This is a genomic window from Pseudomonas sp. JZ134, from assembly GCF_051027695.1.
Lineage (GTDB): Bacteria > Pseudomonadota > Gammaproteobacteria > Pseudomonadales > Pseudomonadaceae > Chryseomonas > Chryseomonas luteola.
Genome location: NZ_CP069250.1, coordinates 2,171,994 through 2,185,670, shown reverse-complemented (window position 1 = coordinate 2,185,670; position 13,677 = coordinate 2,171,994). Strand labels below are relative to the sequence as shown.

Sequence of the window (13,677 nt, the reverse complement as noted above, 5' to 3'; positions counted from 1 at the left end):
AGGGTGTTTGAGGATTACCGGCAGGCAGGGTGTGTGCCGAGACCGACGTTAAGACAATGGCTGATTATTGGTTTCGGTTGTCTTTTACTGTCCGGCGGCTGGCTGGCTCCCGGGCGGGCCGTTGCGCAACCTGTTGAGGGGGTGAGTTCTGAGGGGCGTGTGCTTTACCTCGCCTCGGGGGAGGGCCAGATTGTGAAATTCAAGGCGCCGGTAGAGTCGGTATTTGTCGCTGATCCTGCCATTGCCGATCTGCGCGTTGTCTCGCCGGGAGTGGTGTATGTCTATGGCAAGACCAGTGGCGAAACGAATTTGATTGCCCTGAGTGCAAGCGAGGACATTCAAGGCACCTGGCAGCTCAAGGTCCAGCCCAATGTCGGGCCGATCAAGGAGGCCGTACAGGCATTGCAGCCAGGCAGCAGCGTTTCGGTGGCGCAATCCGGCAAGCGGCTGATAGCCAAGGGAGCCACACAGGATGTTGCGTCGGCGCTGGATATGAATGCATTACTCGATAGCCAGACACCAGCCGGTGGCCCGCCACCCCTGAACACCACGACGTATCCTGAATCGCCCCAGGTCAATATCCGGGTACGTTTCGCCGAGGTGTCACGCGAGCAGTTGCTGCGGTATGGGGTGAACTGGAATGCGCTCATTACCCGTGGTTCGTTTTCGTTCGGGCTGGTGACAGGCGGTCCGCTGGCGCAGTCGGCAGTAGCCGGGGCCACGAATCTGATCTCGGCAGGTTACAGCTCCGGCAGCGCCAATATCGATGTGCTACTCGATGCGCTGCAAAGTAACGGCATTCTCGAAATTCTGGCAGAGCCAAACATCACGGCGGTAACGGGGCAAACGGCCAGTTTTTTGGCAGGGGGCGAAGTGCCGGTACCGGTTCCTGTGAGTCGTGACCTGGTAGGTATTGAATACAAGCCATTTGGTGTATCGCTGCTCTTTACGCCTACGCTGCTTCCCAGTGGGCGTATCGCCATGCAGGTTCGCCCCGAGGTCAGCAGTCTTTCAACGACCAGTGCTGTGCAGATAGCGGGCACCAGTGTGCCAACGTTCCAGGTCCGGCGGGCCGATACGCGTGTTGAGGTAGGCAGTGGTCAGACATTTGCCATCGCCGGTCTTTTCCAGCGCAACAGCGCGCAGGACATGGACAAGCTTCCCATGCTGGGTGACGTTCCGATCCTGGGTGCATTGTTCCAGTCCAAACGCTTTCAGCGCAATGAAACCGAGCTGGTCATTCTGATCACGCCGTACCTTGTCGAGCCTGAGTCAGACCACACGCTGGCTACGCCACTTGATCCGAGCGCGTCCAATCCTACACAGCACTTGGCGCGAACGTCTACCACGCCCACCAAGCCTTACTCGGAGTTCGGGTTTTATGTGGATTGATTCGAGAGGCTCCCTTGCTGTGCTCGGCGCGGCTGTCATGCTGCTGGCGGGGTGCTCACTGGAGCCGGTGTCCTATGCATCGGATTATGTCCGTCTGGCTGATCGCAACGGTCAGGCGGTATGGGTGCCCCGTGTGTGCTTGAGTCCCGAAACAGCGGCAGCGCCCGATCGTTTACCCATGGGCTGCGCCAATGCGCTTAATCTGGCCAGAATGATCGAGCGACCTACTGACCTACAGCGTGGTCGTCCGATGGGACCCGCCATGGCTGCTCCGGTAGCACGTGCGGCAGAAGCTTATATCACCGGCCACACCGCCGATGACATCAGGCGGCAACGGCTCGAGCAGGAAGCGGCAAACCGTAACGCTGTCGGAATGTGATGATGTTCGTCAGATCAGGTCTGGCGAACATTTTTAATTGAGATGAGTGGCGATAAGCCCTACTGCCTGGGCGCGTTGCATCGGGTCGCGCAGGGACTTGATCTGCCGGGCCTGTTCGAGCAGCCGGGCTTTTTGAGCCGGTGTCGTTTGGGGAATGACCAAGCCCGTAGCCTCCTGCTCGTGACCGGCCAGTACCAGTGTCAGAAGCAGGTTGCGGTAATGGCCTGGCATGGCCAGAGGGGAGCGGGTGACTTCACGCAGCCGTGTGACGGCACGATCCGGTGAGCCTCCCAATGCCATGGCGACGGCCTGATTGCTTTGGATGTCCAGATTGCCGGGCGCCAATTCAAGCGCCTTGGAAAAGGCTGTTTCCGCTGCGGCTGACTGGCCCAACAGACTGTAGGCCGTGCCCAGCTTGCTATAGGTACTGGCCGTTTTCTTGAGCGGGGCAACTTCCTTCAGCGCATTTGCCGCACTGCTGGCATTGCCGAGCCGTAGCTGGGCACTACCAAATCCCAACAGCGCGTCGGGATTATGGGGTTCCTTTATCAGAGCCTCGCGAAAGGCCTGGGCGGCACCGTTGGCATCTCCGCTGCCAAGCCGGGCATTACCCAGACGAATGAACGCGGGAGCGTCCTGCTGCTGTTGAGCCGCGCGTGCATACAGGGCCGACGCGGTGGCAGGGTCGCCCCGGCGTTCGATGTCGGATGCCAGTTTGTCCAGCTGAAGATCAGGGTGAGGATTGGAAGGTGCAGAGCTGCAACCGGCCAGCCAGGAGCACACAACAGCCAGGGCGAGCCGGGTAGGGCGGGAGGTAGGCAAAATCACACTCCATGTTTTGACTGCAAAGAGCCACATCCTGCGCATTTGGCCGGACAAACATGACAGCTCGATGACAGCGCCCGGCTGTGTTTGAGGCTTGTCCTGTACCGCCCTGGTTCTGTGATACAGACAACACTCATTGGGTGACTTGCAACGGGCTTGTCACAAAGCCTCACCATACTCGGGGCATCGAGAAAGTGTCCGAACGTTCCGGATAAAGGATAAGCCGGAGTTGTCGTTTGGTTTGCTTCGTACAGGGATGGATCACTGTCTGCCATCGGTTCGAGTCGTATGTGGCATCGAGCCGGGTATGGAAGAGATGAAGAAGAACGAGCAAGCCATGCCGTTGCCTGTTTTTACCGCTCGCTGTTTACGTTCACTGTGTTGCCTGCTTGCGCTTGCAGGGGTTGCGCTTGATGGCTGGGCACAGACAGAGAAACCTGTCTGGCTGGACCAGCCCTATCACTACGTTGTGATTGATCAGGATGTACGCGGCGTACTGATGGAGTTCGGTCGTAATCTGTCATTGCCTGTGGTCTTGTCCGATCAGGTCAAGGGCCGGGTACAGGGCCATGTGCGGGCGGAGCGCGCGGGTGAGTTTCTCTCGCGTATCAGCGCCACCCAGGGGCTGGTCTGGTACTACGACGGCAGCGCCCTGCATGTGAACGCCAACCGCGAGCTGATCAGTCAGGTCATCGATACCCGCCGGTTCGATCAGAAGGCTTTGAGAGGCGTGCTCGACCAGCTGGGCCTGGTAGGCGAGAACGTATCGATACAGCTCAACCCCGGCCGCTCGGTTCTGAGCGTATCCGGGCCGCCTGCCTACATTGGCTATGTGCAGCGCAGTCTCGAAGGCCTGGAAAGGCCCGTTATTTCGAGGGGAAAAAGCCAGGGCATTCGTATTTTTAGGGGTGGCGCGGAAACCGAAGTCTTTAGCGGACAGGGTTGAACATCTGGCCTTTTGGCCCTCACAGACAAGGAGAAGGACATGGCAACAGCACCCATAGATAACAGCAGTACCGGCAGCGTCACTAACAGCGAGCAGACATTCGACGCTGCGCTCGAGTTGTCCGATACCGGCATGACCGATGAAGAGTTCACCCAGCAGTTAGTGGACGGTGCGGTGACCGTCGCCGGGCAGATGATCATCATGCCCCGTGCGAACGAGATCCTGAATGAGGCGATGTCGGACGAGTAAGTCTGGCGGCCCTGTGCATTATCGACGTGTGTCTGGAGATATTCATGACTGTCAGTATTCCTCCTGTAGCCCCGCAGCCCATGCCGGAACCTGCCGCGCAGGCTGCCCAGAATCTCTTCGAGCACATGGCGATGCATGCCCAGGGCCTTCCTCAGGGAGCAAGCCCGGCTCAACTGAGCCAGGGATTGATGGAGCGGCTGGATGGCTTTCTGGATCGTTCCCATCGCTTCGCTGAACGGGCCAACGGCGGGGTCGATCAGACGCAGACCTTCAGCCCGGTGCTCCGTAGCTCCCAGGCCGAAGGCGCGGCGCTTCCGGACAGCCAGATGGACAAGGTTGTCACCGCACTGAGCCGCATGTTCGATCATTCGATCGAAACCCAGATGGTTGTCCGAGGCGCGACCCAGGTTTCCGGGGCGGCCAACACCCTGCTGCGTGGTCAATAAGATGACCGGTTGGAACGGATGGTTTGCAAAAACGGTAGTACTGCTCACGCTGGTGGCGTTGCTGCAGGGATGTAAAACGGACCTGTATACCAACCTCTCAGAACGCGATGCGAACAGCATGGTGGCGGAGTTGTTGCGGCGCGGCATTTCTGCTGAACGCGTCGTTCAGAAGGACGGCCGTCTTACCGTCAAGGTAGACGAGGCACGCTTTGCCGAGGCCATGCATATCCTCGACGAAGCTGGCTTGCCAGGGCAATCCTTTGCCAACCTGGGCGATGTATTCAAGAGCAATGGACTGGTGTCTTCGCCTGTTCAGGAACGTGCTCAGATGATCTATGCCCTGAGCGAAGAACTCTCTCATACCGTATCGCAGGTCGATGGAGTGCTGTCGGCCCGGGTGCATGTGGTATTGCCCGATAATGACCTGCTTAAACGCAATGTCATGCCATCTTCCGCATCGGTTTTTATCCGGTATGAACCGGGGCTCGATATCAATCCGCTGATTCCACAGATCAAGACCCTGGTCGCCAATGGCATTTCGGGCCTGACTTATCAGAACGTTTCAGTCGTACCGGTCGAGGCAGTCAGGCGGGTCGAAGGCTCCCAAGAGGGCGAACCCCTGGCTTCGTTCATGGGGGTCTGGATGCTTCAATCGAACGTCGGCAAGGCCGCCTGGATCATGGGCGGGCTGCTTTTCCTCGTGCTGGCGCTGGCCACTTCACTGGTTTACGTAGTGTGGCAGTCCCGGCGTACTCAACCCTACGAATTGGTGCCATTGAAATGAGCCTGACACAGTCTGCAGAACTGCCGTTGTTTCGTGGTGAAAACGGGTGGAACCTCTTCAAGACCAACCCTTTGCGCTTCGTACACGGCAAGCACGTTGCTGAGTGCTTCAGTGAGTGGGGCGAGTATTCCATCGTGGCTGCCATCCAGGCCGAACAGCGGTTTCAGTCTCGACTTGAGCGTTTGTTCCAGGATCACTTCGCGCTGCCGCCATTAAATGAGGTAGAGCCGCCCGTTGAAGAGGACTTGACCATTGCGTTACTGGCGCCGGAACACTTTGCTGCACTGGTGGTGCCGTGTGGTGTGGTCCTTCATGGACGCTCCTTCACCCAGGAGATCAGAGCGTCGGCCTTGCGTGCGCTGAAAGCGCGCTTTGGTGAGGACTTATTCGCCCTGGCCGTAACCAATGCCGATCTGGCCAGCACCTCCACCGTTCTGACCGATCTCGATGAACTGGAGCGGGCCGTTCAGTTGGATGGAGAGGCCTGTATCGCCGCCTGGCTGGCTGCTCAACCTACCTCGCTCGCCGCCTGGCTGCGACTGAAGGCGACGGATGAGCCTGTCTACAGCCGCGCACTTTCGACGGACCTGCTGCAACGCGGGCCCGCCATCGTCAGGCGTATAGCGCCGCACGTTCAGGCCTATGCAACAGTGAGGAAGGCTTCTTGAGCGAACTGCCCCGTCAACCTACCCAAACCATTCTTCGGCAAGCTGAGGCCGCCCAGTGGATGGATGGCTACACGTTTCTCGAGCAGGCCCGACAGGAAGCGGATGCCCTGCTGGCCAGTACACAGGCGCAAGTCGATGCCGCCCGCACTCAAGGCTACGCTGAAGGCCAGCGCGCCGGCATCGAGGCGGCAAACAAGATCCTGGTGAATACCACCCGCCAGATGGACCAGTATCTGGCCAGTCTGCCGGAGGCTTTGACCGGCCTCGCTCTGGATGTGGTCCGCCGCGTTCTGGGCCAGTTTGAGCCCGGCGAGCTGGTGGCCCGTCTCGCTCGCGAAGCCCTGACGACCTTTCGCGGTCAGCACACGATAACCGTGAGGGTAGCGCCAGAGCATGTGGCCCACGTGGAAGCAATGCTGCTGGAGGGGGCTGGACCATCAGCCTCGTTTCGCGTCGAGCCCGATGCCCAGCTCACAGCGACTCAATGCGTTATCGCCAGTCCTGTCGCTGTGGTGGATGCCAGCCTGGACATGCAACTGGAGGCGCTTCGTACCGCCTTGGTCAGCCCTGGCGAGTCTGAGGCGGTGTAATGCAGGAGGCGGTGTTGGAAACGTTGGATCTCCAGACGATTATCCCCAGCTTGAAGGCGCGCCTGGGTCGGGCAGAGGCGCGTCCGGTACGCGGACGTGTGAAGTGTATTCGCGGGATCATGGTGCATGCCATGTTGACCCAGGCGCGGGTTGGCGAACTCTGCTACCTGCGCGACCCGCTCACGGGACGCACGATTCCCGCTGAAGTCATCGGCTTCGAGCATGATGAGGCGCTGCTGACACCGGTGGGTGAGTTGGAGGGTATGTCGACCCGGACAGAAGTCATCTCCACCGGTCAGGCGATGACAATCACCGTAGGTGATCATTTGCTCGGCGCGGTTATCAGTCCGACCGGCGAGCGGCTGGATCGTGTCGAAGGAACAGTTGATGGACATGATACGCGCCGCTATCCGCTTCAGGCCGAGCCGCCAGCGCCGTTCGAGCGAAGCCTGATCAAGGAGCCCTTGCAATTAGGTATTCGCGCCATTGATGGACTCATGACGGTTGCCCGTGGCCAGCGCGTCGGGATTTTTGGTGAACCCGGTATCGGCAAGTCTTCTTTGTTGGCCAGTATTGTCAAAGGCACCGAGGCGGACATCATTGTTCTGGGGTTGATTGGCGAGCGTGGCCGCGAAGTGCGCGAACTGCTGGATGTTCAATTGGGCAGGCGGGCACGGGCGCGTACCGTAGCGGTGGTGGCTACCTCGGATCGGCCTGCCATTGAGCGCGTCAAGGCCGCCTACGTGGCGACCAGCGTTGCCGAGTATTACCGTGACCAGGGAAAGAATGTATTGCTGCTCATGGACAGCATTACCCGGTATGCCCGTGCGCAGCGGGAGATCGGCCTGGCGGCAGGGGAACCGCCTACTCGACGAGGGTACCCGCCATCCTTCTTTGCCGCATTGCCACGGCTGCTCGAACGGGCCGGTCCCGGGCAGCACGGAACGATCACCGCGTTGTATACCGTCCTGACTGAAGGAGACGGCACCCTTGATCCCGTCGCCGAAGAAACCAAGTCCATTCTGGATGGACATATCGTGCTGAGTGCAGAATTGGCTCAACGCAATCATTTCCCAGCCATTGACGTGTTGCGTAGTCGTAGCCGTTTGATGGACACGGTTGCGTCCGAGGCGCACCGCCGATGGGCGGGCCAGGTACGTGAACTGATGGCGCGCTATGCCGACATCGAGTTGCTGCTCAAGGTGGGTGAATACACGACTGGCAGCGACGCCATGACAGATCAGGCCATTGCGCAACAGGGCGCGATCGAAGCCTTTTTACGGCAGCCTACCGAGGAACGCGCGGCGTTCGCCGAAACCGTGCGGCGCTTGGCGAGCCTTGCATCATGACCCATTCCAGAAGCCGTCTGAATGTGTTGATTGCGTTGCGCACACGGCGTGAAGAACGTGCCATGGCAGCACTGGCAGCTGCTACACAGCGCTCCAGCGAGGCGCAGGAGGCTGCTGCAAATGTCCGGAAACAGCATCACGCCCATTGCGTCGACCAGCATCAGCAGGAGGCGCAGCTGATGGCCACTCTGGCTCATGGAGCCTTTGGGCATCGTGAAGTACAGCAGGTGGACGAGGCGCTCAAGGCATTAACCGGACGTCGGATGGATCTGGAGGACGAACTCCGCCGACTGGACGAGCAGCATGCCATGGCGCTGCTCAGGCGTAGCGAAGCCCTGCAGACGCGTAACCAGTGCTGGAAAGCGAGGCAGGCCGTCAGCCTTCTACTGGCCAATGAGCATAAAAACGTGCGTCTTGCAGAAGAGATGCAGGCTGATATCGAGACGGAAGATCGCCCGCAAGCCAGGAAGACCCCGTGATGTGGATGACCGATACATCAGCTGGTGATGAGTTTTGCACGAGTGAAGAGGTTGCCCCTCTGGTGTTTCCCCTTGTCACACTCGAAGACGTCAGGCTTGCCAATCGTGTGTATCGCTCGCGTGAAGACTGGCAGGGAAAGATTACAGGTCATCCCGTCAGCGTTCGGCTTGCATGGAACTCCCAGCCCATCCAGTCCGCCTTGTCGTTTCCGCTCATGCTCGATGAGCAGCCAGCCTGTCTGCAGCTGCCATCATCGCTGGCTCAGGCGCTTGGCGGAGCGCTACTGGAGGGCATCGGCGCTCCGGCGCGCTTCCGGGCCTTGCTGATCGAGCAGGCGCTCCTGACCTCTATTCAGCCCATTGAGCAATCCACCGGATTCGCCATTCGATTCGCAGCCGGTCCCGTGGACATTCCTCATCCCATACGGCTCTCGTTTCAGGTAACGCTGCGGGACAAGACCTATCCCCTGATGCTGGATCTTTCAGCCACAACCCTTGGTCCGCTCTTGCCATGCCTCGATCAAACATTTCCTGCCAGTGATTTGCCTCTTTCTCAGCTGCGGCTCCCCGTAACGCTCTGCATCGGCAGCCAGCAGGTGCGCCTGAGTGAACTGCAAGGTTTGCAGCCTGGTGATGTCGTGATGCTGCGCTCGAACCAGGGCGCCTGGATATCGGTTGAAAACCGGCTCAGGGCGCCTCTGGCAGTAGTGGCCTCGGGATACCAGCTGCAAACCGGATTGGTTTTAACGTCTGTCAGTAAGGAATGGGACATGAGTGATACGTCCATGCATAAAACAACCGCCGAGGACGATCCATTAGGGGAGGTGCCTGTTACATTGGTATGTGAGGCGGGGCGGCTGGAGTTGCCGCTAGGTGAGGTCAAGGCGCTGTCGGAAGGAAGCATCCTTGCGTTTCCGGACTCGACTGACGAGGCCGTTGAGATCACTGTGAACGGCCGCCGACTCGGCCGCGGTACCTTGGTCAGGATTGGCGAAGGGCTAGGCGTACGGATCACGAGCCTATCAACACATGGATGAATTTCAGCCCAACCTGATTGAGATCATCATTGTTGTTGCGACGATCGGGCTGGTTCCGCTTGCAGTCGTCACGATGACGGGATTTCTCAAGATCTCTGTCGTCTTGTTTCTGATCCGCAATGCCTTGGGCATTCAGCAAACGCCGCCGAACCTCGTCTTGTACGGTATTGCTTTGATTCTGACCGTGTATGTGACCACTCCGCTGGTAGGTGAGATGTACCGGCAGCTGGAGCATCAACCGATCAGTTTGGAGAGCGTGGACGGTGTCAAAGCAGCCGCTGGAGCGCTTCGCCAGCCATTGCAGAACCATCTTTCGAGGTTCGCCAATGATAATGAGCGCGCATTCTTCATGCAGGCGACAGAGAGCATCTGGTCGGAGGAAGCGCGGGCAGACTTACGGGACGATGATCTGGTTGTACTCATTCCCGCCTTTGTCAGTTCGGAGCTGACCCGCGCATTTGAGATCGGCTTTCTTTTATATATCCCGTTTCTGGTGATTGACCTGATCGTCTCCAATGCCCTCATGGCCATGGGCATGATGATGGTGTCGCCTACGTTGATTTCCATTCCCCTGAAAATTTTCCTGTTCGTGGCGGTTGAAGGATGGTCACGCCTGATGCACGGATTGATCATGAGTTACGGAGGCTGAGGTGGGACAAGATCTGTTTCTTTCCTTGATGAAGGAGTCACTGCTTACCGTGTTGCTCCTGTCGGCGCCAGCCCTGATCGTCGCCATCGTGATCGGCTTTGGGGTAGGGCTCATGCAGGCTCTTACACAGATTCAGGATCAAACGCTGCCGCAGGCCGTTAAGCTGGTGGCTGTGCTGCTTGTGCTTATCCTGGTCGGCCCGCTTCTGGCCGGGCAAGTGGGGCAGTTGGCCGAACGGATGCTCGATAATTTCGCAGCCTGGACACGGTAAGGCACTGACGTGAATTTTGCCGTTGCCCAGGCGCTTCTGGACTATGTCTACCCCTTCCTCGCGGCCTTTGGCCTGGCAGTGGCGCGGGCGTTGGGCATGGTCATCATCAGTCCGGCATTCAATCGTCTGGGACTGACCGGCATGATCCGTTCGGCGGTAGCCGTCGTGCTGGCCATTCCGGTGGCGCCAGTCATCTATGCCGGGCTTTCGCTGGCAGACGCACCGACTGGTTTTGCCATTGCAGGGCTGCTGATCAAGGAAATGGCGATTGGCTTGGTGATTGGTCTTGCCTTCGGTATTCCGTTCTGGGCTGCAGAGGTTGCAGGTGAGCTGGTCGATCTTCAGCGTGGGTCTACCATGGCCCAATTGGTAGACCCACTGGGCGCCGGTGAGACGAGCATTTCCTCCACGCTTCTGACGGTTACCCTGATCACACTGTTTTTCATGTCTGGGGGCTTTACGCTCATGGTGGATGGGTATTACCGCAGCTATGGCCTCTGGCCGACCCTGACCTTTAGCCCGATCGTGGTAGAAAACACGGCGCTGGAGATCGTGCGGATACTGGACCGTGTGATGCAGATCGGGGTGTTGCTGATCGCACCCATTGTCGTGGCGCTGCTAGTGGCTGACATGATGCTGGCCTATCTCTCCCGTATGGCGCCCCAGCTGCATGTATTCGATCTGTCTCTCCCGGTAAAGAATCTGCTGTTTTCATTCTTGATGGTGCTTTACGCATCCTTCCTTGTGCCGCTCATGTTATCGGAGCTGGGTAGCCTGTATGAGGTGTTCGACTGGTTGGAACAGGCCGTCTCTGAGGGTTAGGGCAATGAACAGGTGCTTTCAGGCAGTGGTGTCATGAGTCAGCAGACTGAGGAAAAGTCCCTCCCGGCCTCAGCCAAGAAACTGCGTGATGCACGCAAGAAAGGGCAGCTGCCCAAAAGCCAGGATCTGGTAACCGGTATGGTTATCCTGGCCTGCACCCTGTGCGTGGTCGTGATAGCGGCCGATATCGAGGCGCGTGTGGAGGCGCTGTTGCTTGAGGCAGGTCGAATCTACGTCGAGCCATTCACCCAGGTCTGGCCAAGGCTGCAAATGCTGGGGCTTGATGTCCTGATGGCCGCCACGTTACCGCTGTTTGCTGTCACGGTAGTCACAGTGATTCTGACTAATATTGTGGTCATGCGCGGTATGGTCTTTTCGGCCGAGCCGGTGAAGCCAACGTATGAGCGGATCGATCCGGTTGCTGGCTTCAAGCGTATTTTTTCCATGCGCAGCGTTATCGAATTTCTGAAGGCGCTTATCAAGCTCTGCGCAATGGCGGTGGCGTTCATCATCGTTTACCGGCTGGGGCTGCAACGGCTAATGGAATCTTCCTACTGCGGTACCTCCTGCCTGTATGCCACGTTCCTGGGGCTTCTAAAACCTTTGGTCATCACGGCTATCATCGCTTTTTTGATCGTAGGCGGTTTCGATGTGCTGATGCAGCGCTGGCTCTTTGCTCGGGAAATGCGCATGACCAAGAGCGAACAGAAGCGCGAACTCAAGGACACTGACGGCAACCCGATGGTCAAGCGTGAGCGCCAGCGGTTACGCCGCGACATGCAGAGCCTTTCAGCCAAGCGTGGCCTGCAGCATGCCTCGCTCATTATTGGTGCGCCTGGGCAGTGGGTCGTAGGGTTGAGATATGTCAGGGGCGAGACACCGGTGCCGGTCATCGTCTGCCGTGCAGAACCCGAGCAATCCCACCAGATGATTCAGGACGCGCAGCGGCAGCGGCTCCCTTATGCGGTCAACGGAGGACTGGCTGAGCGCATTGCCCAGCGGACAGCCGGAGAAGGGGTGCCGGAAGCGACCTTTCAGGCCGTGGCGGACATTCTGGTAGGTGCTCGCCTGATTTAGCTGATAGACACGGGCGCAGGCTAAGGAGTATGTCGATAAAGGCCAAACGTATGAAGAGTGCAAACAATAAGGGCCGGTAACTGTTCCGGCCCCTATGCGTAGTACTGACAGGCTTGATCAGCCCGCTGTTACTTCTTCGAGTCCTGCCCTTTGACGATCTTGATGATCGCGCCTTCGGTGTCTTTCAGGAGCACATAATCGTTACCGATCTTGACCCAGTGCTGGTTCTCTTCGGGAGCGCTCAGGCCGTGGGCTTTCCAATCCTTGATTCGGTAGGTATCACGCTGATATTTATCAGGCGCTTCGCTGCCTACCTTATATTCGTTGTTGCTGTTCGGGTCCTTGACGGTGGCATCTTCTGACTGATTAGGTGCCTTTTTCATTACTTCGGACTGGTACTTGCTGTTGGAAGGCTGGTGATCGCCAGCGGCTTGCTGGGCGAAGAGGGCACCGCTTGCAAGGGATGCGCTGATGGCTACAACGGCCGATAGTGCTTTGATATTCATCTCGTCCTCCAATGATCGAGTCTACACATGAGACCTGCATTGGCTCCTGGATATCCCCAAGGCGTTTTATTTTCCGCTGCGGCCCCGCGTCACGGTGCAGGGCTGATAAACATGAGCAAAGCACTAATTGTAAAAAACGAGGCGGTTGTGGCTACCATGAGCGCAGCCGCGCAACGGCCTTCCAGTCCATAGCGTTGTCCTATGATCGGATAAATACTCATCATCGGCGCGCTGGCGAACAAAACGGCTGCGAGCTTGAGCGTTGGATCAATGGAGGGCAGCATCAGGGTCATCAGAAAGACGGCCAGCGGATGCAGAATGAGTTTGCTACCCGCAATCCGGCCGACGTCGACCAGCATGCCTTTTGCCTTCAGGCCATACAGCGTGGCGCCAATTACAAAGAGCGCAGTGGGCGCCGAGGCGTGGGCCAGCATGTCGATCACCGTATAGATCGCGATAGGCAGTTTGATCTGTAGTGCCGACAGCAGGAGCCCGACAAGAATCGCGATGATCATTGGGTTCTTGCCCAGTCGCTTGACGATGTCCAAGAGCACTTTCAACACACCGCCTTCGCTGGAGCGACTGGCTTCAGCCAGCGCCAGCGCTAATGGAATCATCAGCATGTTTTCCACCAGCATGTTGAGGGCCAACGCTACCGCAGCCGGTTGTCCCAGTACCAATACGGCAATCGGATAGCCAATGAAGCCACTGTTGGACACAGACATGTCCATGCCTGTAATGGCGCTGACATCCAGGGTCTGTTTGAGCTTGTAGCGGGTAAAGCAAAAGCCGCCGGTGAATACCAAAAGCGATCCTACCGCGTAGGCGATTAGATAGGATTTATTGAACACCTGATCGATCGGGCTTTCGGATAACGCCCGGATGATCAGGGCCGGCATCGCGAATGTGATGACGAAGCTACCCAAACCACGGATCTGCTCCCGCACCAGAATGCCGCTCTTGGAAGCAAAAAAACCAAGACCAATCAGGATGAAGATAGGGGTCGTGATGGACAGTATCTGTAGCACGGTAACCGCTGCGTCCTTGTTGTTTTGACTCATCATGGCAGCTTGGCAGGATCAGGGCCAGGCTCGATGCCAGCGTTCTTACGGCTATGATCCGTACCGCCTTTCTTAATTCATTCAAATAATGATTGATTGCATCGAACCTGCTGCATAGAACACTGTCATAGCGCCATCATTGCATGG

The 13,677-nt window shown here is 58.0% G+C and carries 18 protein-coding genes; 15 read left to right on the top strand and 3 right to left on the bottom strand.

The genetic code is table 11. The annotated features are described in order from the left end of the window. Positions 1-33 precede the first annotated feature (33 nt). Together JQR86_RS10190 and JQR86_RS10185 are read left to right on the top strand one after the other, a co-directional pair. Positions 34-1,392, top strand: a complete 1,359-nt coding sequence (locus tag JQR86_RS10190; RefSeq protein ID WP_434154882.1) for a type II and III secretion system protein family protein — start codon at positions 34-36, stop codon at positions 1,390-1,392. Continuing rightward, entirely contained in the window at positions 1,382-1,771 is a 390-nt protein-coding gene (locus JQR86_RS10185) for a CpaD family pilus assembly lipoprotein (RefSeq protein ID WP_010798167.1), read from the top strand. Before JQR86_RS10190 ends, JQR86_RS10185 begins: the two co-directional genes overlap by 11 nt. Positions 1,772-1,804: 33 nt before the next feature. On the opposite strand, the gene JQR86_RS10180 is transcribed toward JQR86_RS10185, so the two are convergent. Continuing rightward, a complete protein-coding gene (locus JQR86_RS10180) occupies positions 1,805-2,593 on the bottom strand; it encodes a tetratricopeptide repeat protein (RefSeq protein ID WP_434153514.1) in 789 nt (262 codons plus the stop codon). Between the two features lie 232 nt (positions 2,594-2,825). Between JQR86_RS10180 and JQR86_RS10175 the strand changes: the two genes are divergently transcribed. Genes JQR86_RS10175 through JQR86_RS10115 form a run of 13 tightly spaced genes read left to right on the top strand, consistent with a single transcriptional unit; the run spans position 2,826 to position 11,963 of the window. Continuing rightward, positions 2,826-3,542: a type III secretion protein gene (locus JQR86_RS10175; RefSeq protein ID WP_125912893.1), complete on the top strand. Its 717-nt coding sequence runs from the start codon at positions 2,826-2,828 to the stop codon at positions 3,540-3,542. Between the two features lie 39 nt (positions 3,543-3,581). Beyond that, positions 3,582-3,791, top strand: coding sequence for a hypothetical protein (locus JQR86_RS10170; protein WP_434153513.1), 210 nt, complete (start codon positions 3,582-3,584; stop codon positions 3,789-3,791). Between the two features lie 44 nt (positions 3,792-3,835). Beyond that, positions 3,836-4,237, top strand: coding sequence for a hypothetical protein (locus JQR86_RS10165; RefSeq protein ID WP_434153512.1), 402 nt, complete (start codon positions 3,836-3,838; stop codon positions 4,235-4,237). Position 4,238: 1 nt separating this feature from the next. Next, on the top strand, positions 4,239-5,021 hold the full coding sequence (sctJ, locus tag JQR86_RS10160; RefSeq protein WP_434153510.1) for a type III secretion system inner membrane ring lipoprotein SctJ: 783 nt from the start codon (positions 4,239-4,241) through the stop codon (positions 5,019-5,021). After that, the gene (locus tag JQR86_RS10155) at positions 5,018-5,689 is read left to right on the top strand and encodes a hypothetical protein (RefSeq protein WP_434153509.1); all 672 of its coding nucleotides are present in this window, start codon (positions 5,018-5,020) and stop codon (positions 5,687-5,689) included. The genes sctJ and JQR86_RS10155 overlap by 4 nt, the downstream gene beginning before the upstream one ends. Beyond that, entirely contained in the window at positions 5,686-6,279 is a 594-nt protein-coding gene (gene sctL / locus JQR86_RS10150) for a type III secretion system stator protein SctL (RefSeq protein ID WP_434153508.1), read from the top strand. The genes JQR86_RS10155 and sctL overlap by 4 nt, the downstream gene beginning before the upstream one ends. 23 nt (positions 6,280-6,302) lie before the next feature. Continuing rightward, complete coding sequence (locus JQR86_RS10145) at positions 6,303-7,628, top strand: FliI/YscN family ATPase (RefSeq protein WP_434154881.1); 1,326 nt, start codon at positions 6,303-6,305, stop codon at positions 7,626-7,628. After that, positions 7,625-8,107 (top strand): hypothetical protein, encoded by a 483-nt coding sequence (locus JQR86_RS10140; protein ID WP_434153507.1) that lies wholly within the window; start codon positions 7,625-7,627, stop codon positions 8,105-8,107. Before JQR86_RS10145 ends, JQR86_RS10140 begins: the two co-directional genes overlap by 4 nt. Beyond that, complete coding sequence (gene sctQ / locus JQR86_RS10135) at positions 8,107-9,144, top strand: type III secretion system cytoplasmic ring protein SctQ (protein ID WP_434154878.1); 1,038 nt, start codon at positions 8,107-8,109, stop codon at positions 9,142-9,144. Before JQR86_RS10140 ends, sctQ begins: the two co-directional genes overlap by 1 nt. Beyond that, positions 9,137-9,793 carry a type III secretion system export apparatus subunit SctR gene (sctR, locus tag JQR86_RS10130; protein WP_010798178.1) on the top strand — a complete coding sequence of 219 codons (657 nt, stop codon included), beginning with the start codon at positions 9,137-9,139 and terminating at the stop codon, positions 9,791-9,793. Before sctQ ends, sctR begins: the two co-directional genes overlap by 8 nt. Position 9,794: 1 nt before the next feature. After that, on the top strand, positions 9,795-10,064 hold the full coding sequence (locus JQR86_RS10125) for an EscS/YscS/HrcS family type III secretion system export apparatus protein (RefSeq protein ID WP_010798179.1): 270 nt from the start codon (positions 9,795-9,797) through the stop codon (positions 10,062-10,064). Positions 10,065-10,073: 9 nt separating this feature from the next. Then, positions 10,074-10,886 carry a type III secretion system export apparatus subunit SctT gene (gene sctT, locus JQR86_RS10120; RefSeq protein ID WP_122042647.1) on the top strand — a complete coding sequence of 271 codons (813 nt, stop codon included), beginning with the start codon at positions 10,074-10,076 and terminating at the stop codon, positions 10,884-10,886. Positions 10,887-10,919: 33 nt separating this feature from the next. After that, positions 10,920-11,963: an EscU/YscU/HrcU family type III secretion system export apparatus switch protein gene (locus JQR86_RS10115; RefSeq protein WP_286788612.1), complete on the top strand. Its 1,044-nt coding sequence runs from the start codon at positions 10,920-10,922 to the stop codon at positions 11,961-11,963. 128 nt (positions 11,964-12,091) lie between these two features. Here JQR86_RS10115 and JQR86_RS10110 read toward each other — a convergent pair whose 3' ends face one another. Both JQR86_RS10110 and JQR86_RS10105 read right to left on the bottom strand, forming a co-directional pair. Beyond that, positions 12,092-12,469, bottom strand: a complete 378-nt coding sequence (locus tag JQR86_RS10110; protein ID WP_010798182.1) for an RcnB family protein — start codon at positions 12,467-12,469, stop codon at positions 12,092-12,094. Positions 12,470-12,558: 89 nt separating this feature from the next. After that, positions 12,559-13,497 carry an AEC family transporter gene (locus JQR86_RS10105; RefSeq protein WP_434154876.1) on the bottom strand — a complete coding sequence of 313 codons (939 nt, stop codon included), beginning with the start codon at positions 13,495-13,497 and terminating at the stop codon, positions 12,559-12,561. Positions 13,498-13,677 lie beyond the last annotated feature (180 nt).

Excerpts from the sequence above, each read along its gene's own strand:
- JQR86_RS10165 (WP_434153512.1), top strand. The coding sequence starts at position 3,836 with ATGACTGTCAGTATTCCTCCTGTAGCCCCGCAGCCCATGCCGGAACCT.
- JQR86_RS10170 (WP_434153513.1), top strand. The coding sequence starts at position 3,582 with ATGGCAACAGCACCCATAGATAACAGCAGTACCGGCAGCGTCACTAAC.
- JQR86_RS10115 (WP_286788612.1), top strand. The coding sequence starts at position 10,920 with ATGAGTCAGCAGACTGAGGAAAAGTCCCTCCCGGCCTCAGCCAAGAAA.
- JQR86_RS10110 (WP_010798182.1), bottom strand. The coding sequence starts at position 12,469 with ATGAATATCAAAGCACTATCGGCCGTTGTAGCCATCAGCGCATCCCTT.
- sctR (WP_010798178.1), top strand. The coding sequence starts at position 9,137 with ATGGATGAATTTCAGCCCAACCTGATTGAGATCATCATTGTTGTTGCG.
- JQR86_RS10140 (WP_434153507.1), top strand. The coding sequence starts at position 7,625 with ATGACCCATTCCAGAAGCCGTCTGAATGTGTTGATTGCGTTGCGCACA.
- JQR86_RS10155 (WP_434153509.1), top strand. The coding sequence starts at position 5,018 with ATGAGCCTGACACAGTCTGCAGAACTGCCGTTGTTTCGTGGTGAAAAC.
- sctJ (WP_434153510.1), top strand. The coding sequence starts at position 4,239 with ATGACCGGTTGGAACGGATGGTTTGCAAAAACGGTAGTACTGCTCACG.
- JQR86_RS10185 (WP_010798167.1), top strand. The coding sequence starts at position 1,382 with ATGTGGATTGATTCGAGAGGCTCCCTTGCTGTGCTCGGCGCGGCTGTC.
- sctQ (WP_434154878.1), top strand. The coding sequence starts at position 8,107 with ATGTGGATGACCGATACATCAGCTGGTGATGAGTTTTGCACGAGTGAA.